The organism is Skermanella mucosa, from assembly GCF_016765655.2.
Classification (GTDB): Bacteria; Pseudomonadota; Alphaproteobacteria; order Azospirillales; family Azospirillaceae; genus Skermanella; species Skermanella mucosa.
The window spans coordinates 6,237,600-6,260,484 of the sequence record NZ_CP086106.1; the positions used below are offsets into that span (position 1 = coordinate 6,237,600).

The following is a 22,885-nucleotide window of genomic DNA, read 5'->3' on the forward strand; positions in this document are numbered from 1 at the left end:
GCTCCGCGGCGGGTCGTTTCTCTGGGATCGGGTCAGTTCAGGCGGGTCTTGAGCTGCTGGATCAGCAGCGCGGTCTGGTGGCGGAGAAGATCGTTGCCGCCCAGCTCCATGAAGGTCTCCAGCGCGTCCACCGCCGCCGCGAGGTTCCCGGCATGGGCGTTCAGCAGGCCGGACTCACGCCACAGCGTCGCCTCGTTGGGGGCGAACAGCAGCATGCCGTCCAGCACCTCGACCGCCTTGTCCACCCGGTCGGCCTTCAGGAACCGTAGCTTCAGGTTGTTCTGCAGGCGAAGCAGGATGTCCCGGTTGCCCACCGTCGCGTAGTATTCCGGCGTCAGCTCGGCGTCGGCCCCGGCCGCGATCTTCAGCAGGTCGCGCAGTTCCATGACGCTGCGGGCCTGGCCCTGGTTGAACGGGTCGATGATGATCCGCTCGCCCGCATATTCCAGCCGGACCAGGAAATGTCCGGGAAAATTCAGGCCGAAGATGCTCCAGCCCTGGGCGCGGGCGGACTGGATGAACAGGATGCCCAGCGCCACCGGCAGGCCCTTCTTCCGGTCGATCACCCGCATCATGTTGGCGTTCTGGATGTCGTCGTAGGTCAGCGTGTCGCCTTCGTAGCCGTGCCGGGCGACCAGCACGTCCTGAAGGGCGGCGACCCGCGCCTCCAGGCTGTCCTCCTCGGGCGGGTTCAGCTCCGCGACCTGGCGGGCCAGCAACGACAGGTGATCGCGGTACCGGTCCAGCTCCGTCTCGGGCTGTTCCAGGGCGGCCAGGGCGAGCGCCGCCTCGGCCAGATCGATTTCCTCGTCCTGTTGGGTCCCGACGCGGCGCAGGACATCCTTGGCTTCCAGTCGGCTTATCACGGCTCTTCTTCTCATGGCGTCCGGGAAGGGCGAGCGACGGCCGCGGCCATGGCGAAGACGGCGGCCAGGGCGGACATAGAGCATAAACCATGCGGGGCGACAACCCACGAGTCTGGCCACGAGTCCTGCCACCAGCCCGGACCCGTCTTCATGCGCCCTCCCGCCAGGCGTCGGCCACGTGGCGCGGCCACCGGCCGGGAACGACCATCATCACGTCGAACCGGATCGCCAGCCCGTTGAGGGCGGGGTTGCGGGAGACGAAGGCCAGGGCCGCCCGCTCCAGCCTCCGGCGCTGGCGGGGCGTGACGGCGGCGCCCGCCGCGTACAGGGATCCCCGGGCCTTGACCTCGACGATGGCGACGGTCCCGCCGCGCCGGGCGACGATGTCGATCTCGCCCTGGGGGCAGCGCCAGCCGCGCGCCAGGATGCGGTAGCCCTTCAGCCGCAGCGCCAGGCGGCACAGCGCCTCCGACCAGCGGCCGCGGCGCCATGCGGCCAGCCGAACCGGGCTCGCGGTCCGCTTCGAGGTTCCTTTCGACGGATCAGCCGCCATCGTCCTCTCCGTCCGGGGGCGGTCCGGCGGGGCCGTTGCGCGACAGCTCAAGGGCGCGGGCATAGACCTGGCGGCGCGGCCAGCCAGTCCGGGCCGCCACCTCCGACGCCGCGTCGCGCACGCTCATGCGTTCCATCGCCTCGGCCAGCGCCCGGTCCACCGAGGCCTCGTCGGCGGCGCCGGCGCCTTCCTCCGGCGGCCCGACGACGATGACGATCTCGCCCTTGGGCGGGCCGTGCCCTTCGTAATGGGCCGCCAGTTCGGACAGCCGGCCGCGCCGGACCTCCTCGAACATCTTGGTCAGCTCGCGCGCCACGGCGGCCTCGCGGTCGCCCAGCACGGCGTGCATATCGGCCAGCGCCGCGGCCAGCCGCTCCTTGCTCTCGAAGAAGACCAGCGTTGCGCGGACGCCGGCCAGCTCGTGGGCGGCGGCGCGGCGCGCGGCCGACTTGGGCGGCAGGAACCCGGCGAACAGGAAGCGGTCGGTCGGCAGGCCCGACAGCACCAGCGCCGACACCGGCGCGCTGGCCCCGGGCAGGGTGGTGACCGGCAGCCCGGCCGCGACGCAGTCGCGCACCAGCTTGTACCCGGGATCGGAGATCAGCGGCGTGCCGGCGTCGGAGACCAGGGCGATGGTCTCCCCGGCACCCAGCCTTTCCAGCAGCACCGGCCGCATCCTCGCGGCGTTGTGCTCGTGGTAGGAGATCATCGGCGTGCCGATGCCGTGCGCGTTCATGAGCTTGCGGGTGACGCGGGTGTCCTCGCAGGCGATCGCGTCGGCCGCGCGCAACACCGACAGCGCCCGCAGCGTTATGTCTGCGGCATTGCCGATGGGAGTTGCGACGAGGTAGAGGCCGGGGGTCGGTTTACTTGGGCTGCCGGTCCCGCTACCTTCCACGCTCTCGCCCGCCCCTATCGAAGTGGAGTCCGTCGGTGACACGTTTGGCGACTTTTCCAGATATCCTGAAGCCGGTATGGCTGGCGGCCGGCCTGCTGGCCCTGGCCGCCTGTGCGCCCACCGTAAGACCTGAACCACCGCAGGTGCAAGCGGAGCAAGCGCCGATCACCACCGAACCGCTGGAGCCGGTCACCCCGGTGAACCGGACGGTCAAGGTCGCGCTGCTGGTTCCGCTGACCGGCAACGCCGCGGACCTCGGCCAGGGCATGCTCGAAGCGGCGCAGATGGCGCTGTTCGACCTGGGCGACGACAGTTTCCAGCTGATCCCGCGCGACACCAAGGGCACGCCCGGCGGCGCCAGCGAGGCCGCCCGCGCCGCCATCGCCGACGGCGCCCAGCTCATCCTGGGGCCGCTCTATTCATCGTCGGTGGGGGCGGTGCGGCCGGCGGTGCAGGGCGCCGGCCTCAGCATGGTCTCGTTCTCCAACAACCTGAGCCAGGCGGGCAGCGGCGCCTGGACGATCGGCTTCTCGCCCGAGAACCAGGTCCGCCGCGTGGTCTCCTACGCCCGGTCCCAGGGCGTCAGCCGGATCGGGTCGCTGGCGCCGCGCGACGCCTACGGCGACGCCGTCAGTTCGGCGCTCAACACGGCGGCGCTGGACGTCGGCGCCCGGATCGTCCGGACCGAGCGCTACGATCCCTCCGCCACCGACCTGTCGCCGGCGGTGCAGTCGCTGGCGTCCGGCGGCCCGGGAAGCCTGGACGCGATCATGCTGGCGGAGGGCGGCCCCAAGCTGCGCAGCGCCGCGTCGCTGCTGCCGGCCTTCCAGATCGATCCGGCCCAGGTCAAGCTATTGGGCACCGGCATGTGGGACGACCCGACCCTGGGGAGCGAGCCGGCGCTGGTCGGCGGCTGGTACGCCGCCCCCGATCCCGCGGCGCGCCGCGACTTCGAGCAGCGGTTCGAATCGGTCTACGGCCGCCGCCCGCCCCGCCTCGCCACGCTGGCCTACGACGCCGCGGCCCTCGCCGCGGTGCTGGCCCGCAACGGCGGCCCGGCCCCGTTCGACATGATGGCGCTGACCAACCCCAACGGCTTCGCCGGGGTTGACGGCATCTTCCGCCTGCGCCCCGACGGCTTGGTCGACCGTGGTCTCGCGGTGATGGAGGTGACGCCCGACGGCAACCGGGTGATCGACCCCGCGCCCAGCAGCTTCCAGTCCCTGGGCTTCTAAAAGCCGGGACCTCAGGCCGGCAGCAGCCGGGCGAGCAGGGCGTTCAGGCGTTGGCGGCCCGCCGGGGTGGCACGCAGGCGGGTCGGGGTCAGCTCGGCGAAGCCGCCCGCCAGCATCCGCTCCAGGCCGGCGGGGTCCAGCGCGCGGTCCACCGTCAGGCCGGTCTCCTCCCGGAGCCGGGCGAGCGGGACCCCCTCGGCAAGGCGTAGGCCCATCATCAGCATCTCGACCAGCCGTTCGCCCGGTGCCACCTCCTCGGTCGCGTGCCCGCCATGGCCGTTGCGGTCCACCAGGTCCAGCCAGGCCTCCGGCGCGCGGTGGGCGCGGGTCGCGTATTTGGTGCCGTCCAGGGTCAGCCGGCCGTGGGCGCCGGGGCCGACTCCGACATAATCGCCGTAGCGCCAATAGGTCAGGTTATGGCGCGATTCCTCGCCCGGCCGGGCATGGTTGGAGATCTCGTAGGCCGGCAGGCCGGCGCCTTCCAGCAGCGCCTGGGTCGCCTCGTACAAGTCGCCGGCCAGCTCGTCGTCCGGCAGGGCGAAGACGCCGCGATTGTAAAGGGTGTGGAAGCGCGTCCCCTCCTCGATCGTCAGCTGATAGACCGACAGGTGCCCGACCGCATGGTCCAGCGCCCGGCGCAGCTCCGCCTCCCAGGCCGCGACCGACTGGTCAGGGCGGGCATAGATCAGGTCGAACGAGAAGCGGTCGAAGTGGCGCGCGGCGAGGCCGATGGCGCCCAGCGCCTCCGACGCGCTGTGGGCGCGGCCCAGGAACTTCAGCGACTCGTCGTCGAGCGCCTGGATGCCCAGCGACACCCGGTTGACCCCGGCCGCCCGGAACCCTTCGAAGCGGGTCGCCTCGACCGAGGTCGGGTTGGCCTCCAGGGTGATCTCCAGGCCGGGAGCGGTGTTCCAGCGCGCCCCCACCCGCTCGATCACGGCGGCGACGGTTGCCGGCTCCATCAGCGACGGCGTGCCGCCGCCGAAGAAGATCGAGGTCACCGTCCGGCCCGCCGTCAGGTCGGCATAGTGGTCCAGCTCCCGCAGCAGCGCCGCCCGCCACCGGGCGTGATCCACCCCGTCCCGGACATGGCTGTTGAAGTCGCAGTAAGGGCACTTGGCCAGGCAGAACGGCCAATGGACATAGATGCCGAAACCGGGTTCCGATCCGTCCCGGGAACTCATTTCCAGATCCTTCAACCGAAACACCGCTCCACGAGCTGGCGGAAGGCGTCGGCGCGGTGGCTGATCCGGTGCTTCTCCTCCGGGTCCATCTCGCCGAAGGTGACGTCGTACCCGTCGGGCACGAACATCGGGTCGTAGCCGAAGCCGTTCGCCCCGCGCGGCGGCCAGGCCAGCGTGCCGTAGACCCGGCCCTCGACCGACTCGCAATGCCCGTCGGGCCAGGCCAGCGTCAGCGCGCTGACGAAATAGGCCGCGCGGTCGCCGTCCGCCAGCTCGCGCCGGACCCGCTCCATGGCGGCGGCGAAGTCCTTGTCCGGCCCGGCCCAGCGCGCGGAATAGATGCCCGGCTGCCCGCCGATCGCCGGCACCACCAGCCCGCTGTCGTCGGACAGCGCGATCAGCCCGCTGGCGGTGGCGGCGGCCCTGGCCTTCAGCTCGGCGTTGGCGATGAAGCTGTCGCCGGTCTCCTCCGGCTCGGGCAGGTCGAGTTCCGCCGCCGAGCGGAACCGGGCCACGTAGGGGCCGAGCAGCGCCGCTATCTCGCGCACCTTGCCCTTGTTGTGGCTGGCGACCACCAGCGTGTCGCCGTCGAACTTCCTGGTCATCGGGATTCCTGGTTGTTACGGGCCCTGACTAATTCCGGCTACGCTCACGACAGGCCGAGGGCGGCCTTCTGAAGCAGGGTCAGCTCGGCGACGCCCTTCTGGGCCAGCGCCAGCAGCTCCATGAACTGGTTCTGGCTGAACGGCTTCTCCTCCGCGGTGCCCTGCACCTCGACGATGCCGCCGCTGCCGGTCAGCACGAAGTTGGTGTCGGCCTGGGCGGTCGAATCCTCGGCATAGTCCAGGTCCAGCACCGCCGTGCCGTTATAGATCCCGGCCGAGATGCCGGCCACCGAGTCGGTCATCGGGATCGACTTCAGCTTGCCGATCTCCACCAGATGCTTGAACGCGAGGTAGAGCGCCACGTAGCTGCCGGTGATCGCCGCCGTGCGGGTGCCGCCGTCAGCCTGGATCACGTCGCAGTCGACCTTGATCTGGGTCTCGCCCATGCCGGACCGGTTGGTGACCGCGCGGAGCGAGCGGCCGATCAGGCGCTGGATCTCCTGCGTGCGGCCGGACTGCCGGCCCTTGGCCGCCTCTCGGTCGGTGCGGCTGCCGGTGGAGCGGGGCAGCATGCCGTACTCCGCGGTGACCCAGCCCAGCCCGGTGTTGCGCAGGAACGGCGGGACCCGCTCGTCCACGCTGGCGGTGCACAGCACGTGGGTGTCGCCGAACCGGACGAGGCAGGAACCCTCGGCATATTTCGAGAAGCCCGGTTCCAGGCTGATCTGACGCAGGGCGTCGGGAAGGCGGCCGGAGGGGCGCATGGTGCTGTGTCCCGTGAAATAGGTGTGGATGCGGAGGGGCAAGCTAGCCGCTCGCCGGCCCCCCGTCCAGTGCGGTCCGGCCCGCCGCCGGCCCGCACTGGACGGGGGCCGGACCGGGACCGCCGGGGCGCCCCGGTTGATTCGCGGCAAGGCCCTGACTACATTGCAGGTCCGGCCAGGACGGCCGGGAGCAACCGGCTGGGAGGCCGCACACCGTGCCGTCAGCGTCGTCGAAGCTCATATGATCAGCGAACTGAACCAGCGCTCGCGAGACATCTTCCGCACCATCGTCGATGCCTACGTGGAAACGGGCGAGCCGATCGGCTCCCGCACCATCTCCCGCCGGCTCGGCATTTCCCTGTCGCCGGCGACGATCCGCAACGTCATGGCCGACCTGGAAGACTTAGGCTTGCTCTACGCCCCCCACACCTCGGCCGGCCGCCTTCCGACGGAGGCGGGGCTGCGCCTGTTCGTCCACGGCCTGCTGGAACTGGGCCGCCTGTCCGACCAGGAGCGGGAAAGCATCGACGCCAAGTGTGCGACATCGGGCCGCAGCCTGCCCGACGTGCTGGCCGAGGCGTCGTCCATGCTGTCCGGCCTGTCCAGCTGCGCCGGGCTGGTGCTGGCGCCCAAGACCGACCGGGCGCTGAAGCATATCGAGTTCGTCAACCTGGCGCCCGGCCGCGCCCTGGTGGTCCTGGTGACCGAGGACGGGCTGGTCGAGAACCGGGTGGTCGAGGTGCCGCTGGGCATGCCGGCCTCGACCCTCCAGACCGCGTCCAACTACCTCAACGCCCGGCTGATCGGCCGCACCCTGGACGAGGCCAAGACCGCCGTCGTGCGGGAGATCGACGAGCAGCGCACCCAGCTCGACGAGCTGTCGTCGCGGGTGGTGGAAGCCGGGCTGGCGACCTGGGCCGGCTCCGGCTCGACCGGCCACCTGATCGTGCGCGGCCAGGCGAAACTGCTTGACGACGTGACCGCGCTTTCCGATCTGGAGCGCATCCGCGCCCTGTTCGAGGCGCTGGAGACCAAGGAGGCGATGCTCCGCCTGCTCGACGCCGCCAACAAGGCGGAGGGCGTGCAGATCTTCATCGGCGCGGAGAACACCCTGTTCAGCCACGCCGGCTGTTCGATGATCATCGCCCCCTACCAGGACAGCCGCGAGCAGATCGTCGGCGCGATCGGCGTGATCGGTCCGACCCGGATCAATTACGCGCGGATCATCCCCATGGTGGATTACACCGCCAAGGTGATCGGCCGCCTGCTCGGCTGACCCCCCGGCTTCCGGAGTTCTCCCGGAATTCATCGCAACCCATTCATCGAGCCACGAACCGAGTATTTGCCATGAACGAACCCCAGAAGAAGCCCAACGAGGCCGACGCCGACACGGTTACCGCTCCCGACGCACCCGAAACCGCCGCGGCGCCCGGTGAGGAAGCCGCAGGTTCGGACGGCCAGGGCGACACCCAGGGCGGAGATCGGGTCGCGGCGCTGGAGGCCGAGGTCGCCGGCCTGAAGGATCAGCTCCTGCGCACCCTGGCCGAGACGGAGAACATCCGCCGCCGCGCCCAGCGCGAGCGCGAGGACACCGCCAAGTACGCGGTCAGCAGCTTCGCCAAGGAACTCCTGGCGGTCGCCGACAACCTGCGCCGGGCGGTCGACGCCGTTCCCGCCGAGCAGCGCGAGCAGGATGACGTGATGAAGAACCTGCTGGTCGGCATCGAGGCGACCGAGCGCCAGCTCCACGCCGCGTTCGACCGCGGCGGCATCAAGAAGATGGAAGCCCTGGGCGAGCAGTTCGATCCCAACTTCCACCAGGTGGTGTTCGAGGTCGAGAACACCGGCAAGCCCGGCGGCACCATCGTCCAGGTCCTCCAGGACGGCTACACCATCCATGGCCGCCTGCTGCGCGAAGCCATGGTCGGCGCCGCCAAGCGCGGTGCCGACGAGCCGGTCAGCCGGGTCGACACCCAGGCCTGACCGGCTTCCGTCCGGCACCACGACAAGGTCGTTCCTCCGTGGGTCGGCCTCGGCCGAAGGCCGACGCCGACTCCGTGGCCGGAGTCTTGATGCAGAATGTCGGCGTTCGCCCTAATGGGCGAAGGCCGGCCTGCCTTCTTGAATATCCCGCCTTTTCCGATTACCGTTAGTCGCAGCTGGGGAACTTCCTGGTCAGGTCAGGATGTGAGTAGCAGAGGAATAGAATGTCTGATTGGGCTGAAATGGCTGCGTTGCAATTAAACGGCGATATAAGATAATTATAGACTACAATTAGTATAAGGTAAATGAGCCATGGCAAGCGTAATTCTCACAGGGCAAGCCGTAAGCGATATCAAAAGCCTCTACAACCATCTCAAAAGTATACATGGGAGGGATGCCTCAAATTACATTACATTGAATATAAAAAGTTTAATGGAGCATGTGTCAGAAAGGAGACAATTGCATAAGTTTGATAAATATAAAGATGATAACGTGTTTATTTACATTACTCAAAAGAAAGATGGCGGGAGAAATCACTACTTTAGAATGGTTGGAAATGACATTGAGCTATTACATGTATCTAGTCATTTGCTTGGGATGGAAAAAGTTATAGAGTCAATAAATGTGGGAAGATCAAACGGCATAAGCGGTCATTCTATAACAACCCTCCTCAAGAGTCTCGATGATCTAGAATGACTGGAAAACATGTGTTTCCCGACAGGGATGGGCGACAGATAGCCTGACCGTCCCAAAGCGCCAGAAACGCAGCCGGAAATCCTTGTCGGATTGATCGGCTGTACGGAAACCATCCCGCTGGGATTTTGCGTACAGCTATCCCGGTCCAATCGGACTTTCGGTTCCGCTGCTACCCGAACCCCAGGTCCCACGGCGTTTCCTAGCGATTCACGCAAGCAGCTTGCCGTGCCAGATACGCTGGATCGTAACGGACTCCGGGCCGACTTCGTACACGATCACATAAGGGTACAGGGCCACCAATTCCCGCGTGCCGGCAATCCGGCCGGGCCGCCCCCGATCAGGCATGGCGGCCAGACTGTCACCCGCCTTCACCAGCGATATCGCAAGTTCCCGCGCAGCCCGTTCGTTGAACTGGCCCAGATATCTGACGTGAGCTTCTACATCACGGACCGCCGGACCGGTCCAAAGCACCTTCACGGCAGGGGAGGTGGCGGCCGTTCGCCTGCGGCAAGAGCCAGCAGCCACAGGCGCACTTGGTCATGCGATGCGGTCTCACCCCGCCGCTCGGCGGCACGGGATTCCTCGACGGCGGCATGAAGCTGGGCCGTCTCGGGATGATCGCTCGCATGAGCGGATTTCTGCGTCGCCGTGCTCATCCTTCCAAGGTGGCATTCCACCACCAGTCTGTCGAGAGGCTTTCAGTGCGGTCGGAACGGGACGGACATGGCCCGGGCCGCGCCCTCCCTTCCAGACCCGCCCCCCTCAGGATATCAAATAACCGCCGTCCACCGGCAGCACCGTTCCGGTGACGAAGGCGGCCGCCGGGGAGCACAGGAAGACCACCGCCCCGGTCAGGTCCTGCGGCGTGCCCCAGCGTTTCAGGGGGGTGCGGGACAGGATCGCCTCGGACCGGGCGGGGTCTTCCTGAAGGCCCTGGGTCAGGGCGGTCGCGATCCAGCCCGGCGCTATGGCGTTGACCCGGATGCCGTCCATAGCCCAGGCGATCGCCAGGCTCTTGGTCAGCTGGGCGATGCCGCCCTTGCTGGCGCTGTACGCCGGCACCAGCCCCCCGCCGAAGAAGCTCAGCATCGAGGCGACGTTGACGATGCTGCCGCCCTGCCGGGCCAGCAATGGACGGCAGGCGGTGCACAGGCGCATCGTCCCGGTCAGGTTGACGTCCACCACCTGCTCGAAAGCGTCCAGGTCGAATTCCGCGCCGCGCCGGATGATGCCGGCCGCGTTGACCAGGATATCCAGCCGGTCCAACCCCTTGGCGAGGCGCTCGACCGCCTGCGCGTCGGTCACGTCCAGGTCCACCGTCTGGATCGGCCCGGTCGGATCGGGCGCCGCGTCCGCTACCGGCAGGCCGGCGGCGATCACGTGGCAGCCGGCGTCGGCCAGCCCGGCGGCGATGGCGGCGCCGATCCCGCTGGTTCCTCCCGTCACCAGCGCGCGGCGGCCGGAGATGTCGAAAGCCGAAATCGCAGGCGTTTGTTCGGTCATCTTGGCGTTGTTCCTCCGTCCTCGATCGGTTCTTCGATTCGCTTCGTTATCGACAGGTTTACCCCAGGCCGGCGCGGATGGACAGACCCCACCACGCCGCCTAAACTCCCGCCGCGAATAAGGGGGCCGGGCATCCGGCATCGGACCCCCAGGGGGACGGAGGAAAAACGACATGACGACGCCCGGAGCGGAGTTCCTGAAAGCGCGCGATTTCCTGATCGAGAATCGCGAGGATTACGAGACCGCGTACCGCGATTTCCGTTGGCCGGAGTTCGAGACCTTCAACTGGGCGCTGGATTACTTCGATCCCATGGCGCGCGGCAACCAGTCGACCGCCCTGTGGATCGTCGAGGAAGGCGGCGCCGAGACGAAGCTGAGCTTCTCCGAGATGGCCGAGCGCTCCGACCGGGTCGCCAATTACCTGCGGTCCCAGGGCGTGCGGCGCGGCGACCCGATCCTGCTGATGCTCGGCAACGTGGCGCCCCTGTGGGAAACCATGCTGGCGGCGATCAAGCTGGGCGCCGTGCTGATCCCCAGCACCACCCTGCTGAACGCCGAGGACCTCGCCGACCGGATCGAGCGTGGCCGCGTCGCCCACGTGATCGCCGGGGCGGAAGACGCCGCCAAGTTCGACGGCCTGCCCGGCGCCTACACCAGGATCGCGGTCGGCGCCGCCGCCGCGCCGGAAGGCTGGCGCCGCTTCGAGGACGCCTACGACTCGCCATCCTCGTTCGAGCCGGACGGCCCGACCCGCGCCGACGACCCGCTGCTGCTCTATTTCACCTCCGGCACCACGGCCAAGGCCAAGCTGGTGGAGCACAGCCACCGCAGCTACCCGGTCGGCCACCTCTCGACGCTCTACTGGCTGGGGCTGATGCCCGGCGACATCCACCTGAACATCAGCTCGCCCGGCTGGGCCAAGCATGCCTGGAGCAACTTCTTCGCGCCGTGGAACGCCGGGGCGGCGGTCTTCGTCTACACCTACAAGCGCTTCTCGGCGCCCGGCATGCTGTCGGTGATCGCGCGCTGCGGGGTCACCACCCTGTGCGCGCCGCCGACGGTGTGGCGCCTGTTCATCCAGGAGGACCTGAAGGCCTACCCGGTAAAGCTGCGCGACCTGATCGGCGCCGGCGAGCCGCTCAACCCGGAGGTGATCGACACCGTGCGCGAGGCCTGGGGCATCACGATCCGCGACGGCTACGGCCAGACCGAGACGACGGCCCAGATCGCCAACCCGCCGGGCCAGCCGGTCAAGCCCGGCTCCATGGGCCGCCCGCTGCCCGGATACGTGGTGAAGCTGCTCGACGCCGATGGGACGGAACGCCCCGAAGGCCAGGTCTGCCTGATGCTCGACCGCCGGCCGGTCGGGCTGATGACGGGCTACCGCGACGATGCCGCCCGGACGGAGGAGATCATGGCCGGCGGCTACTACCGCACCGGCGACGTCGCGATGAAGGACGAGGACGGTTACCTGACCTATGTCGGCCGGGCCGACGACGTGTTCAAAGCCTCCGACTATCGGATCAGCCCCTTCGAGCTGGAGAGCGCGTTGATCGAGCACGAGGCGGTGGCCGAAGCCGCCGTGGTGCCGAGCCCCGATCCCCTGCGGCTGGCCGTTCCCAAGGCCTATCTGGTGCTGGCGGCGGGCTGGCGCCCCGACCGGGAGACCGCGCTGGCGATCTTCCGCCACGTCCGCCGGCATCTGGCGCCCTACAAGCGGGTGCGCCGGATCGAGTTCGCCGACCTGCCCAAGACCATCTCCGGCAAGATCCGCCGCGTCGAGCTGCGCCGCGCGGAGGAGGGAAGGCCGGGCGGCGCCGAACGGAGCCATCTCGAGTTCTGGGAAGAGGATTTCCCGGAGCTGAAGGAACAGCCCTGACCGGCCGGAACGCCAAGGGGCGGGAGTGCCGGACCCCGCGGCCCGGCACTCCCGCCCTCAATTTCCGTCTCCGGATCAGAAGTCCAGGCGGGTGCCCACGACGAAGACGTAGCCTTCGTTGCTGAAGGTCGGGCCGGCGGTGGCCGGGCGGACATCCTCGTCGACGAACATCAGGTCGGACTGCACGACGAGGCCCGGCGCCAGGGTATAGGCGACGCCGACGCCGTACGACTTGTAGTCGCTGGCATAGGTCGAGGAATCTCCCTTGTAGCCTTCGGCATCCATGTAGCTGGCGCCCACCGCGATCGGGCCGGCGGTGTAGCTCACGCCGATATGCCACACGGACTGGTCGTTCTCGACGGCGCCCGTGGGGACGTTGAAATCGTCGGCTTCCACATAGCCGCCGCCCAGGACGAAGCCGGCATAGCCGACCTGGCCGCCGACGTTCCACGCGGTGAAGTCTTCCAGGGTGCCGATGACGGGGTTGCCCTGGCCCGAGGCGGTCGAGATGGTGGCGCCGGCCGCGACGGAGAATCCGCCGAACGCGCCGGTGTAGTTGATGCCGCCTTCGATCCAGTCCTTGTAGCTCAGGCTCACGTCTTCCAGGGCGACCACGTTCTGGCCCTGGCTGTTGCTCTCCGGCGCATAGCTGACGCCGGCCTGGAAGCCCGCGAACCGCGGGGTCAGGTACATGACCTTGGTCGCGTCGCTGGAGTTCGGGATATGGATGCCGAACGCGATCTGCGAGCCGAGGGAGAGGCCGGTATCCGACTCGGCTCCGAGGAAGTCGTAGGCGTCGCCGTCGATCTGCTCGATGCCGATCACCGGGGCGTAGATCTTCAGGGTATCGGCGGCGCCGTCGAAGTCGCCGAGTTCGAGCCGGCCCCAGGTGCCGCCGAGATAGACCGACGCCTCGTCGGTGCCGACGCTGGTGGAACTGCCGCCGGTGCTGTTCTGCAGTTCGACCTTGGCGCCGTACAGCAGGCCGTTGTCGGCCTTGCCGTCGGCGCGGATGACGATCTCGGTCTCCAACTGGAACTCACGGTCGGTACGGCCCGGCGCGTCGTCCTCGTAGAAGCCGGCGAAGAATTCCGTGTAGCCGCCAAGGCTGACCGTGATCTGGGCTTGTGCAACCGACGCGAACAGCATGCCGCTTGCCAGCGCCGTTCCAGTGAGAAGGATCCGCTTCATAAGTCTGCCCCGTTCGAAGTTTGTTATCCCGGTGCGGTCATTGAGTTCATTAGTGCCGCATCGGTCGCCTTATTGAGGCGCAAACGTGACAAATGCAAAAGCCGGTTTCTCTGTGACTTAGAAAAATTGCACCCATCAGTGCCTATTAGGTAACATCATCCGGATTGTCTATATTCATTTAGGCGAAATTCATTCTTTTATCTCCGAAAGTGGTAGTTGACTTAAATAAGTTCACGCTCGCCGTACGTCGGGACCTCAGCGCCGCGACCGGCTCGGCGGGTTTGACAGCGCCCCCGGCGCGACCCCATATTCCGGAAAACAGGATCGATCGGAACCATGCACCGCTTCGCCAATCCCGCGCGCTTTCTCCGCCTCTCCGGCATCGTCCTGCCCTGGGTGGCGGGCGCCACCGTCGTGCTGACGATCGTCGGGCTCTATCTGGCGCTGTTCGCCTCTCCGCCCGATTACCAGCAGGGCGAGACGGTCCGGATCATGTACATCCATGTCCCGGCGGCCTGGATGGCGCTGTTCGTCTATACCAACATGGCGATCGCGGCGGCCGTCGGGCTGGTCTGGAAGCATCCGCTGGCCGACCTGTTCAGCAAGGCCGCCGCCCCCGTCGGGGCCGGCTTCACGGCGGTCTGCCTGATCACTGGCAGCCTGTGGGGCGAGCCGATGTGGGGCACCTGGTGGGTGTGGGATGCCCGTCTGACCAGCGTGCTGATCCTGTTCTTCCTGTATCTGGGCTACATGGCCCTGGTGAACGCCTTCGACGACCCGGCGCGCGGCTCCAAGGCCGGCGCCATCCTGCTGCTGGTCGGCGTGGTCAACGTGCCGATCATCAAGTTCTCGGTCGACTGGTGGAACACCCTTCACCAGCCGGCCAGCGTGGTGAGGATGGGCGGCCCGAGCATCGATCCCAGCATGCTGTCGCCCCTGCTGATCATGGGCCTGGCCTTCACGACCTACTTCATCACCGTCGTCCTCCTGCGCGTCAGAAGCGAGATCGCCGCCCGCAAGATCCAGATGCTCCGCCTGACCCAGGCGCAGGGGTAGGAATTTTGGCCGCAGATACACGCAGATAAACCCAGATAACCTCCGGCTGCCGACGCTCCGGCCGGCTGCCGACGATCCTCCGTCGATCCAATCTGAGTGGCCGGAGCGTTGACGCAGGGTGTCGGCGTTCGCCCTGACGGGCGAAGGCCGACCTACGGCACTCCGCTCCGCCGAATATCATCAAAAAACATTGTGCAGGACTATCAGTTGACCCGCTCCGGTCCATGCAGACTGCCGTTCCACTCGCCGGGATACATTGGGCCACGGCCCAACTTAAGGTTTGATGCAGGGCGGAGGTGATGCGGGCCGTCGATCGTAGGTTGGACCGTGGCCCAACGTATCGGCCCGGCTGCCCCGGCCGGATCGACCTGATCGGGTACCGCTCTAAACCCAGATAACCTCCGGCTGCCGGCGCTCCGGCCGGCTGCCGACGATCATCCGTCGATCCCATCTGAGTTTATCTGCGTGCATCTGTGGCCAAAACCCGTCAGCCCCCCGGCACCGGCAAGGTCATGTCGTCCTTCACCGTCTCCATCACCACATAGGTGTGCGTCTGCTGGACATGGGGCAGGCGCGAGATCGTGTCGCCCAGCAGCCGGCGGTAATGCTGGATGTCGCGCGTCCGCACCTTCAGCAGATAGTCGAAGTCGCCGGCGATCATGTGGCAGGACTGGATCTCCGGCACCCGGCGGACCGCCTCGTTGAAGCGCTCCAGCTCGTCCGCGGTCGTGCCGCGCAGCACCACCTGGACCAGCACCACGTGGTCCGCCTCCAGCGCCACCGGGTCCAGCTCGGCGCGGTAGCGCCGGATCACGCCGGCCGCCTCCAGCCGCCTCAGCCGTTCCGAACAGGGCGTCTTGGTCAGGTTGACCCGCCCGGCCAGTTCCACGACCGATATCCGGCCGTTCTGCTGAAGCTCGCGCAGGATCGCGCGGTCGATCCGGTCCATCACCCCTCCCAGGCCGTTTCGCCTGCCAATTCTCCATCCACAGGCACTATGGCTGAAATTTCGCCAAAATCGGAGCCTATGCCTACTGCCGTTCTGGGATAATCCAGGCCATCGAGTTTTGACCCGAGGGGGAGTGCCGGAGCGATGGACCAGGCGGTGCTGCGCGACGACATCGACAGGGCCTATTTCGCCGACGAGGCCACCGTCGTTAAGCAACGGATGGAGGCGATCCGGCTGGACCACGCCGCCCGGCGCAGGATTTCCGACCGGGCCGAGGCGATCGTCCGCCGGCTGCGCACCGACCCCACGCCCAATCTGATGGAGACCTTCCTCGCCGAGTACGGCCTGTCCACGGACGAGGGCGTGGCGCTGATGTGCCTGGCCGAGGCCTACCTCCGGGTGCCCGACGCGCCGACCCTGGACGCGCTGATCCGCGACAAGATCGGCGGTGCCGACTGGTCGAAGCATGCCGGAGAGACCGACAGCCTGCTGGTCAGCGCCTCGACCTGGGCGCTGATGCTGACCGGCAGGATCTTCCGCAACGACTCCCCCGCCGGGCCGCAGGTCGCGGGCACCCTGCGCCGCCTGGTCCAGCGGGTCGGCGAGCCGGTGGTCCGCTCCGCGGTCGCCCAGGCGATGAAGGTCATGGGCCAGCAGTTCGTGCTCGGCCGGACCATCGAGGAGGCGATCCGGCGCGGCGAAGCGCGGCGCGCCAAGGGCTACCGCTTCTCCTACGACATGCTGGGGGAGGCGGCGCGGACCGGCCCGGACGCCCGGCGCTACTGGGACAGCTATGCCGCCGCGATCGACGCCATCGCGCGCCACGCCGACGCCAAGGCCCCCGTCCACGATAATCCCGGCATCTCCGTCAAGCTGTCGGCGCTCCACCCGCGCTACGAGGCCACCCAGCGCGACCGGGTCATGGCGGAGCTGGTGCCCCGCCTGCATGCCCTGGCGATCAAGGCCAGGGACGCCAACATCGGCTTCAACATCGACGCGGAGGAGGCGGATCGCCTGTCCCTGTCGCTCGACGTGATCGAGCGGGTGCTGGAATCGCCCGACCTGGCGGGCTGGGACGGTTTCGGCGTCGTGGTCCAGGCTTATTCCAAGCAGTGCCTGCCGGTCCTGCGTTGGGTCCGGGCGCTGGCCGACCGGCTCGACCGCAGGCTGGCGGTGCGGCTGGTCAAGGGCGCCTATTGGGATTCGGAGATCAAGAATTCCCAGGTGCTGGGCCTGTCCGGCTACCCGGTGTTCACCCGCAAGACCTCGACCGACGTCTCCTACCTGGCGGGCGCTCGCTTCCTGCTGGACAACCGCGACCGCCTCTATCCCCAGTTCGCCACCCACAACGCCCAGACCGCCGCCGCGGTGCTGGAGATGGCCGGCAACGACGGGGGCGGGTTCGAGTTCCAGCGGCTGCACGGCATGGGCCAGGCGCTGCACGACCGCTTGCTGGAGGAGGCTGGCCGGCCGTGCCGCATCTATGCGCCGGTCGGCGTCCACAAGGACCTGCTGGCCTATCTGGTCCGCCGGCTTCTGGAGAACGGCGCCAACTCCTCCTTCGTCCACCAGCTCCTGGACGAGGACGTGCCGCCGGAAGTGCTGGTCCGCGATCCCATCGCCGCGACCGAGGCGGCCGCCTCCGTGCCGAACCCGAAGATCCCGCTGCCGCCCGACCTGTTCGATGGCGAACGGCGCAATTCGGCCGGCTGGAACCTCAACAACCCCGTCATGGCGGCCGAGGTCGAGGCCGGGATGGCGCCGTTCCGCACGGCCCGCTGGACCGCGGCGCCCCTGGTCGGAGGCTCCGTCCTGGACGGGGAGGAGGTGCCGGTTCTGAACCCGGCCGACGGCACGGACCGGGTCGGCACCGTCCGGCAGGCCGACAGGGAAGCCGCCGCCCGCGCGCTGGACGTCGCGACCGCCGCCTTCCCGGCCTGGCGGGACCGGGCGCCGGCCGACCGCGCCGCGATCCTGGACCGCATCGCCGACCTCTACGAGGCCAACAGCTTCGAGCTGATGGCGATCCTGTCCCGCGAGGCCGGCAAGACCCGCATGGACGGCGTGCTGGAGGTGCGCGAGGCGGTGGATTTCTGCCGCTACTACGCGGCGGAAGCGCGGCGGCTGGCGGCCGGATCCCAGGGACAGGGGCAAGGCTTGGGGCCGTTCGTCTGTATCTCGCCGTGGAACTTCCCGCTGGCGATCTTCACGGGCCAGGTGGTCGCGGCCCTGGTCGCCGGCAATACCGTGGTCGCCAAGCCGGCCGAGCAGACGCCCCTGGTCGCCGCCCGGGCGGTGGCGCTGATGCTGGAGGCCGGCGTGCCGCCGGACGTCCTGGCCCTGCTGCCCGGCGACGGCGCGGTGGTCGGGGCGGCCCTGACCGCCGACCCGCGCACGGCGGGGGTCTGCTTCACCGGCTCGACCGAGACCGCCATCCTGATCGACCGGGCGCTGGCGGCCCACGGATCGGCCCGCGCGCCGCTGATCGCCGAGACCGGCGGCCTGAACGCCATGATCGTGGACAGCACCGCCCTGGTCGAGCACGCGGTCCGCGACATCGTCAACTCGGCCTTCCAGAGCGCGGGCCAGCGCTGTTCGGCCTTGCGCGCCGTGTTCGTCCAGTCCGACATCCGGGACCACCTGCTCGCCATGCTCGAAGGGGCGGCGATGGAACTGCGGGTCGGCGACCCGTGGGACCCCGCGACCGATGTCGGCCCCGTGATCGACGCGGAGTCCCGGGGCATTATCGAGGAGCATTGCCGGAGCTTCGAAAAGGCCGGGCGGGTGCTGTTCCGCCACCCGCTGCAAGGGATCGCCGAGGGCGGCCTGTTCGTCGCCCCGACGGCCATCGCCCTCGACCGGTTCGACGCGCTGGAGCGGGAGATCTTCGGCCCCGTGCTCCACGTCGTCCCGTTCGAGGCGCACGAGATCGACCGCGTAGTGGACGCCGTCAACGCGCGCGGCTACGGCCTGACCCTGGGCATCCATTCCCGCCTGGACGACCGGATCGAGGCGATCTGCCGACGCGCCCGGGTCGGCAACGTCTATGTCAACCGCAACCAGATCGGCGCCGTGGTCGGCGTCCAGCCGTTCGGCGGCGAGGGCCTGTCCGGCACCGGGCCGAAGGCCGGCGGGCCGCACTATCTGGCCCGCTTCACCCGTCCCGCCCCGGCGTCCATGCCCTCGGCCGCCTCCTTCGTCCCGCCGGTCGGCCGGGACGGGGGCAGGGGAGGAACCGATCCCACCGCCTTCGCCGAGGCCGCGCGGCTGGCCGGACCGGACTGGGACGCCCGCACCGACCGCGCCGTGATCCTGCGGCGGGCCGTCACCCTGCTGCCGGAAGCCCTGCGGCCGACGGCCGAGGCGGCGCTGGCGGCGGCCTCGCCCGCCTTCTCGGCGGCTGAACCCTTGCCCGGCCCGACCGGCGAAAGCAACCACTTGGCCCTGCACGGCCGGGGCATCGCCCTGTGCCTGGGCGGGGGCCTTGATGCGGGCCGGGGCGACGGTTCAGATCCTGCCGGCGTCCTGGTGGCCCAGGCGTTCCTGGCGCTGGCCGCCGGCAACGCGGCGGCACTGGCGGAGAACAACCCCGCGGCCGGCCCCGTGGTCGAGGCCCTGCGCAAGGCCGGCGTTCCCGACGGCGTGATCGCCGCGGTGACGGTCGCCGATGCCGCCGAAACGCTCCGGAACTTTCCCGACCTCGGCGTGGTCGCGTTCGAGGGAACCGACGCGGAGGCCGTCCCGCTGCGCCGGGCGCTGGCGGAGCGGGATGGCCGCCGCGTGCCGCTGGCGACGCTCGCGGAAGGGGTCGAGCGCTTCGCGACCGAATGGGTCGTCAGCATCGACACCACCGCGTCCGGCGGCAACGCCTCCCTGCTGACGCTGGGCGACGGCTGAGCCGGGGCCTCAGTCGTATCCCATGTCCCGGTGGCGGATCTGGCGCCCGCCCCCGACCATAAGGGCACCCAGCACCGCGACGCCGGCGACCAGGGCGGCCGCCGCCACGGGGTGCATGGCGGCCGTGGTGTAGTAGCTCCGCTCCCGGACCAAGCTGTGCCGGCCGGCGCGTTCGTCGCCGTCATGTCCCGCCGGGCCGTAGAGGTTGTCGGTCCGGCGGCGAAGCGGGCCGCCGCTCCGCTGCCAGCCCGGCGCCACCGCTTCCATGACCCTATCGGTCAGGCGCGGCGCCAGGGCTTCCGACAGGGAGATCAGCTTGCCGGCGCTGCCGATGGTCAGCTCGCGCACGGGATGTTCGGCCGCATGAAGGATCGCTTCGGCAACCGTCTCCGGCGCGTAGACCGGGGGAGGGTTGAGCGGCTCCGCGCCCGTCAGGCTCCTGGCGTGCTCCTCCAGCTGGGTATCGATTGCCGCCGGCTTGATCAGGGTGACCGAGACCGGGGCGTCGTCGGCCTCCAACTCCATGCGCAGCGCGTTGGTGAAGCCCTTGACCGCATGCTTGGTCGCGCAATAGGTCGCCTGGAGCGGCACCGCCCGGTCCGACAGCACGCTGCCCACGTTGACCAGCGCGCCGCCCCGGTGGCGCAGGCCGGTCATGGCGATGCGCGAGCCGATCACCGTGCCCCAGTAGTTGGTCTCGAACAGCCGCCGCTGGTCCGCCATCGGGGTGTCCTCGACCTTGCCGTAGATCGAGGTGCCGGCATTGTTGACCCAGGTGTCGAAGCCGCCGAACTCGCGGAGCGCCGTCTCGGCCACGGCCATCATGGCGTCCTCGTCGGCGACGTCGGCCTCCACGAAGACCGCCTGGCCGCCCTCGCGGCGGATATCGGTCTCGATCTCGCGCAGCGCGTTCCCGTCGCGTGCCGCCAGGACCAGCCGCGCGCCGCGCCGGCCGGCCATCCGGGCGGTCGCCAGCCCGATGCCGCTGCTGGCGCCTGTGATGACGATGACCTGGTCTTCCACGGGTTTCAGTCGTACGCGCATGGGAAATCTTCCAAGGAAACGGAGAACATCGGCCACCAACAGCGGGAATGCGCCCGGGGTTCCTTGCGGCGGTTTCCCGGGGGCGCGGCATAATAACCCTTCCATCATTGGTACTATTATCCGGCCCCGCCGCCCGCGTTTATAGTGCGCGGGCCAGGGTTGCGGTGGGGTGCCGGATTGGGGCCGGCCGCGGCAGCCCTGTTGAACAGAGGCGAACACCATGAGACTGCTGGCCCGAAAACTGCCGGTATTGATGCTGGCCCTCGCAGGCGCCCTCGCCGCAGGCCAGGCGACGGCGCAGACCAAGCCCGTCCCGGACAGCCATCCGTTCCGCCAATGCGCCGGCTGCCATTCGCTGGACACTTCCGCCAACGCCTTCGGCCCGACGCTGATCGGCGTCTATGGCCGCCAGGCGGGCTCGGTGCCGCGCTTCGCCTATTCCGAGGCGGTGCAGAAGTCCGGCGTGGTCTGGAACGACGAGACGCTCCGCAAATGGATCGCGGGCAACGACACCTTCATTCCCGGCACCCGCATGCGCCATGTCGCCATCACCGACAAGGCGCAGCAGGACGAGCTGATCGAGTTCCTGAAGGCCCTGAAGTAAGCCCCGCGGGACTTATAATATAACCTAGAGCTGCATCAACCGTAGGTCGGCCTTCGCCCGCAGGGCGAACGCCGACGCCCTGCATCGGCGCTCCGGCCACGGTGTCGGCGTCGGCCTCCGGCCGAGGCCGACCTACGGTCCATCACCCTCCGTCCGGTCGGCGGCCCGATCAGCGATCGTGCTCAAGCGCGATGCCGTCCATGTGGTGGGCCAGCTCCACGTCGCGCTCGGACAGGCCCTCCACCTCGTGGGTGGCCAGGATCACCTCGACCCGGTTGTAGACGTTGAACCATTCCGGGTGGTGGTCCATCTTTTCCGCCTTGAGGGCGACCCGGGTCATGAAGCCCCAGGCGGTCGCGAAATCGGGGAAATGATAGGTCTTGCGGATCGCGTCGCGGTCCTCCACCTCCGACCAGCCGTGAAGCTCCGCGAGCGCCGATTGACGTCTGGCGCCGACCAGTTTCTCGACCATATTCAGCCTCCCTCTTTTTCGTATGATCTCCAGCGGTCGATCAGGAGAATGCGCCCCCATGAGCAGACAAATCAATGCCCCAACCATCGCCGACATCGAGGCGCTGGCCGACGAGGCGCTCCGGACCATCCCGCCCGAACTGCTGCGCTTCGTCGGCAACGTGGTGATCCATGTGGAGGATTTCCCCGACGAGGAGACCGAGCGGGAGATGGAGCTGGACTCGCCCTTCGACCTGCTCGGCCTCTACCGGGGAGTCGATCTGGCGCACAAGAGCGTCACCGCCACGCCGAGCGACCTGGACATGATCTATCTCTACCGCAGGCCGCTGCTGGACTACTGGTGCGAGACCGGCGAGGATCTGGCCCATCTGGTCCGCCATGTCCTGATCCACGAGATCGGCCACCATTTCGGCTTCTCCGACGACGACATGGACGAGATCGAGGCGAGCGTTCCCGACTGAAGGGCGTCACATCATGGACCCGGCCCCATTCTTCGAACTTCACCGCGGCCTGCCCCGCCAGGCGCCCGGATCGGACGCCCTGACCGCGCGGGCTCTCGGCATCGTCGCCGGCACGGGCCTGCTGCCGTCCGCTCCGCGCATCCTGGACGCCGGCTGCGGCCCCGGCCGATCGGCGCTGGTCCTGGCGCGGGAGACCGGCGGGCTGGTCGCCGCGATCGACCTGCACCGGCCGTTCCTGGACGAGTTGGCCGCCCGGGCGGCGGCGGAAGGGCTGGGGGACCGGATCGAGCCGCTGGCGGCGGACATGGCGGCACCGCCGTTCCCGCCGGGATCGTTCGACCTGATCTGGTCCGAAGGGGCGATCTACTCCGTCGGCTTCGGCGCGGGCCTTCAGGCATGGCGGCCCCTGCTGAAGCCCTCGGGGCTGGTGGCGGTCACCGAATGCGTCTGGCTGACCGACGCGCCGCCGGCCGAGGCGCTGGAGTTCTGGGACGCGGCCTATCCCGCCATGACCAGCGTCGAGGGCAGCCGGCGGATCGCGGAGGACGCCGGCTACCGGGTGATCGACGCCTTCACCCTGCCGCGCGAGGCCTGGTGGGACGAATATTACACGCCGCTGGAGGCACGCATAATGGAACTTCGCCGACACCACACGAAGGACGCCGCCTGGGCGGAGGTGCTGGACGACTCCCAGCGTGAAATCGACCTCCACCGCCGCCACGGCGACAGCTACGGCTACGTCTTCCTGATCCTGGCCCGATCCTAGAGCGGTACCCGACCAGATCGATCCGGCCTGCCCTGTTCGAGGGCGGCATGGAATGAAGAAAACTGGCCACAGATTACGGCGATATCCTCAGATGATCCGATCCGTATCTTTGTCCATCGCCGTAATCTGTGGCAAGAACCTGAATTACGCTTGCATCGCCCCCGCCGGAGCGGTGCCCGATCAGGTTGATTCGCCCTGGGGCAGCCGGCCCAACCTACGATCGACGGATTGCATCACCTCCGCCCTGCGTCGAACCGTAGGTTGGGCCGTGGCCCAACGC

At 68.6% G+C, this 22,885-nt stretch carries 22 protein-coding genes; 10 read left to right on the forward strand and 12 right to left on the reverse strand.

The annotated features are described in order from the left end of the window. Positions 1-32 precede the first annotated feature (32 nt). From JL100_RS28985 to rsmI, 3 genes are all read right to left on the reverse strand, one after another. On the reverse strand, positions 33-866 hold the full coding sequence (locus JL100_RS28985; protein WP_202680839.1) for a SirB1 family protein: 834 nt from the start codon (positions 864-866) through the stop codon (positions 33-35). 148 nt (positions 867-1,014) lie between these two features. After that, positions 1,015-1,419: a YraN family protein gene (locus tag JL100_RS28990; RefSeq protein WP_202680840.1), complete on the reverse strand. Its 405-nt coding sequence runs from the start codon at positions 1,417-1,419 to the stop codon at positions 1,015-1,017. Beyond that, on the reverse strand, positions 1,409-2,359 hold the full coding sequence (rsmI, locus tag JL100_RS28995) for a 16S rRNA (cytidine(1402)-2'-O)-methyltransferase (protein ID WP_228420967.1): 951 nt from the start codon (positions 2,357-2,359) through the stop codon (positions 1,409-1,411). The genes JL100_RS28990 and rsmI overlap by 11 nt, the downstream gene beginning before the upstream one ends. On the opposite strand from rsmI, the gene JL100_RS29000 reads away from it, so the two are divergent. Then, positions 2,353-3,552, forward strand: a complete 1,200-nt coding sequence (locus JL100_RS29000) for a penicillin-binding protein activator (protein ID WP_228420968.1) — start codon at positions 2,353-2,355, stop codon at positions 3,550-3,552. The genes rsmI and JL100_RS29000 overlap by 7 nt on opposite strands. 11 nt (positions 3,553-3,563) lie before the next feature. Here the strand turns inward: JL100_RS29000 and hemW are convergent, their stop codons facing one another. From hemW to rph, 3 genes are read right to left on the reverse strand one after another with little or no spacing between them, the layout of a single operon-like run. Then, the gene (gene hemW, locus JL100_RS29005; protein WP_202680841.1) at positions 3,564-4,736 is read right to left on the reverse strand and encodes a radical SAM family heme chaperone HemW; all 1,173 of its coding nucleotides are present in this window, start codon (positions 4,734-4,736) and stop codon (positions 3,564-3,566) included. An 11-nt stretch (positions 4,737-4,747) separates the two neighbouring features. Then, on the reverse strand, positions 4,748-5,341 hold the full coding sequence (gene rdgB, locus JL100_RS29010) for an RdgB/HAM1 family non-canonical purine NTP pyrophosphatase (protein ID WP_202680842.1): 594 nt from the start codon (positions 5,339-5,341) through the stop codon (positions 4,748-4,750). 44 nt (positions 5,342-5,385) lie between these two features. After that, a complete protein-coding gene (rph, locus tag JL100_RS29015; protein ID WP_202681152.1) occupies positions 5,386-6,105 on the reverse strand; it encodes a ribonuclease PH in 720 nt (239 codons plus the stop codon). Between the two features lie 241 nt (positions 6,106-6,346). Here rph and hrcA point away from each other — a divergent pair, with 241 nt between their 5' ends. The 3 genes from hrcA to JL100_RS29030 all read left to right on the forward strand — a co-directional run bounded on the left by hrcA (position 6,347) and on the right by JL100_RS29030 (position 8,784). Further along, entirely contained in the window at positions 6,347-7,381 is a 1,035-nt protein-coding gene (gene hrcA, locus JL100_RS29020; RefSeq protein ID WP_158047793.1) for a heat-inducible transcriptional repressor HrcA, read from the forward strand. Between the two features lie 71 nt (positions 7,382-7,452). Further along, positions 7,453-8,088, forward strand: coding sequence for a nucleotide exchange factor GrpE (gene grpE, locus JL100_RS29025; protein WP_202680843.1), 636 nt, complete (start codon positions 7,453-7,455; stop codon positions 8,086-8,088). A 312-nt stretch (positions 8,089-8,400) separates the two neighbouring features. Then, positions 8,401-8,784: a hypothetical protein gene (locus tag JL100_RS29030; protein ID WP_202680844.1), complete on the forward strand. Its 384-nt coding sequence runs from the start codon at positions 8,401-8,403 to the stop codon at positions 8,782-8,784. A 207-nt stretch (positions 8,785-8,991) separates the two neighbouring features. Here the strand turns inward: JL100_RS29030 and JL100_RS29035 are convergent, their stop codons facing one another. Together JL100_RS29035 and JL100_RS29040 are read right to left on the reverse strand one after the other, a co-directional pair. After that, positions 8,992-9,309, reverse strand: a complete 318-nt coding sequence (locus JL100_RS29035; RefSeq protein WP_323378348.1) for a type II toxin-antitoxin system RelE/ParE family toxin — start codon at positions 9,307-9,309, stop codon at positions 8,992-8,994. Positions 9,310-9,546: 237 nt separating this feature from the next. Next, positions 9,547-10,287, reverse strand: a complete 741-nt coding sequence (locus tag JL100_RS29040; RefSeq protein ID WP_202680846.1) for an SDR family NAD(P)-dependent oxidoreductase — start codon at positions 10,285-10,287, stop codon at positions 9,547-9,549. Positions 10,288-10,459: 172 nt separating this feature from the next. Between JL100_RS29040 and JL100_RS29045 the strand changes: the two genes are divergently transcribed. Then, on the forward strand, positions 10,460-12,166 hold the full coding sequence (locus tag JL100_RS29045) for an AMP-binding protein (protein WP_202680847.1): 1,707 nt from the start codon (positions 10,460-10,462) through the stop codon (positions 12,164-12,166). Between the two features lie 75 nt (positions 12,167-12,241). On the opposite strand, the gene JL100_RS29050 is transcribed toward JL100_RS29045, so the two are convergent. Continuing rightward, positions 12,242-13,357, reverse strand: coding sequence for a porin (locus JL100_RS29050; protein WP_202680848.1), 1,116 nt, complete (start codon positions 13,355-13,357; stop codon positions 12,242-12,244). A gap of 336 nt (positions 13,358-13,693) precedes the next feature. On the opposite strand from JL100_RS29050, the gene JL100_RS29055 reads away from it, so the two are divergent. Next, positions 13,694-14,413 carry a heme ABC transporter permease gene (locus tag JL100_RS29055; RefSeq protein ID WP_202680849.1) on the forward strand — a complete coding sequence of 240 codons (720 nt, stop codon included), beginning with the start codon at positions 13,694-13,696 and terminating at the stop codon, positions 14,411-14,413. 487 nt (positions 14,414-14,900) lie between these two features. On the opposite strand, the gene JL100_RS29060 is transcribed toward JL100_RS29055, so the two are convergent. Next, positions 14,901-15,362, reverse strand: a complete 462-nt coding sequence (locus JL100_RS29060; protein ID WP_202680850.1) for an Lrp/AsnC ligand binding domain-containing protein — start codon at positions 15,360-15,362, stop codon at positions 14,901-14,903. Between the two features lie 144 nt (positions 15,363-15,506). On the opposite strand from JL100_RS29060, the gene putA reads away from it, so the two are divergent. Beyond that, positions 15,507-19,259 (forward strand): bifunctional proline dehydrogenase/L-glutamate gamma-semialdehyde dehydrogenase PutA, encoded by a 3,753-nt coding sequence (gene putA, locus JL100_RS29065; protein ID WP_202680851.1) that lies wholly within the window; start codon positions 15,507-15,509, stop codon positions 19,257-19,259. Between the two features lie 9 nt (positions 19,260-19,268). Here putA and JL100_RS29070 read toward each other — a convergent pair whose 3' ends face one another. Beyond that, the gene (locus tag JL100_RS29070; RefSeq protein WP_202680852.1) at positions 19,269-20,303 is read right to left on the reverse strand and encodes an SDR family oxidoreductase; all 1,035 of its coding nucleotides are present in this window, start codon (positions 20,301-20,303) and stop codon (positions 19,269-19,271) included. A 220-nt stretch (positions 20,304-20,523) separates the two neighbouring features. Here JL100_RS29070 and JL100_RS29075 point away from each other — a divergent pair, with 220 nt between their 5' ends. After that, entirely contained in the window at positions 20,524-20,907 is a 384-nt protein-coding gene (locus JL100_RS29075; protein ID WP_228420970.1) for a c-type cytochrome, read from the forward strand. 169 nt (positions 20,908-21,076) lie between these two features. On the opposite strand, the gene JL100_RS29080 is transcribed toward JL100_RS29075, so the two are convergent. Continuing rightward, on the reverse strand, positions 21,077-21,379 hold the full coding sequence (locus tag JL100_RS29080) for a 4a-hydroxytetrahydrobiopterin dehydratase (protein WP_202680853.1): 303 nt from the start codon (positions 21,377-21,379) through the stop codon (positions 21,077-21,079). A gap of 58 nt (positions 21,380-21,437) precedes the next feature. Here JL100_RS29080 and JL100_RS29085 point away from each other — a divergent pair, with 58 nt between their 5' ends. After that, positions 21,438-21,839: a metallopeptidase family protein gene (locus JL100_RS29085; protein ID WP_202680854.1), complete on the forward strand. Its 402-nt coding sequence runs from the start codon at positions 21,438-21,440 to the stop codon at positions 21,837-21,839. Positions 21,840-21,852: 13 nt separating this feature from the next. Beyond that, entirely contained in the window at positions 21,853-22,605 is a 753-nt protein-coding gene (locus JL100_RS29090; RefSeq protein WP_202680855.1) for an SAM-dependent methyltransferase, read from the forward strand. Positions 22,606-22,885 lie beyond the last annotated feature (280 nt).

Bases quoted from the DNA above. Each gene is read 5' to 3' on its own strand.
- rph (WP_202681152.1), bottom strand. From the start codon at position 6,105: ATGCGCCCCTCCGGCCGCCTTCCCGACGCCCTGCGTCAGATCAGCCTG.
- JL100_RS29055 (WP_202680849.1), top strand. From the start codon at position 13,694: ATGCACCGCTTCGCCAATCCCGCGCGCTTTCTCCGCCTCTCCGGCATC.
- JL100_RS29080 (WP_202680853.1), bottom strand. From the start codon at position 21,379: ATGGTCGAGAAACTGGTCGGCGCCAGACGTCAATCGGCGCTCGCGGAG.
- JL100_RS29030 (WP_202680844.1), top strand. From the start codon at position 8,401: ATGGCAAGCGTAATTCTCACAGGGCAAGCCGTAAGCGATATCAAAAGC.
- rdgB (WP_202680842.1), bottom strand. From the start codon at position 5,341: ATGACCAGGAAGTTCGACGGCGACACGCTGGTGGTCGCCAGCCACAAC.
- grpE (WP_202680843.1), top strand. From the start codon at position 7,453: ATGAACGAACCCCAGAAGAAGCCCAACGAGGCCGACGCCGACACGGTT.
- hrcA (WP_158047793.1), top strand. From the start codon at position 6,347: ATGATCAGCGAACTGAACCAGCGCTCGCGAGACATCTTCCGCACCATC.
- JL100_RS29040 (WP_202680846.1), bottom strand. From the start codon at position 10,287: ATGACCGAACAAACGCCTGCGATTTCGGCTTTCGACATCTCCGGCCGC.
- JL100_RS29050 (WP_202680848.1), bottom strand. From the start codon at position 13,357: ATGAAGCGGATCCTTCTCACTGGAACGGCGCTGGCAAGCGGCATGCTG.
- JL100_RS29070 (WP_202680852.1), bottom strand. From the start codon at position 20,303: ATGCGCGTACGACTGAAACCCGTGGAAGACCAGGTCATCGTCATCACA.
- JL100_RS29090 (WP_202680855.1), top strand. From the start codon at position 21,853: ATGGACCCGGCCCCATTCTTCGAACTTCACCGCGGCCTGCCCCGCCAG.
- JL100_RS29085 (WP_202680854.1), top strand. From the start codon at position 21,438: ATGAGCAGACAAATCAATGCCCCAACCATCGCCGACATCGAGGCGCTG.
- putA (WP_202680851.1), top strand. From the start codon at position 15,507: ATGGACCAGGCGGTGCTGCGCGACGACATCGACAGGGCCTATTTCGCC.
- JL100_RS29060 (WP_202680850.1), bottom strand. From the start codon at position 15,362: ATGGACCGGATCGACCGCGCGATCCTGCGCGAGCTTCAGCAGAACGGC.
- hemW (WP_202680841.1), bottom strand. From the start codon at position 4,736: ATGAGTTCCCGGGACGGATCGGAACCCGGTTTCGGCATCTATGTCCAT.
- JL100_RS29045 (WP_202680847.1), top strand. From the start codon at position 10,460: ATGACGACGCCCGGAGCGGAGTTCCTGAAAGCGCGCGATTTCCTGATC.
- JL100_RS28990 (WP_202680840.1), bottom strand. From the start codon at position 1,419: ATGGCGGCTGATCCGTCGAAAGGAACCTCGAAGCGGACCGCGAGCCCG.
- JL100_RS29075 (WP_228420970.1), top strand. From the start codon at position 20,524: ATGAGACTGCTGGCCCGAAAACTGCCGGTATTGATGCTGGCCCTCGCA.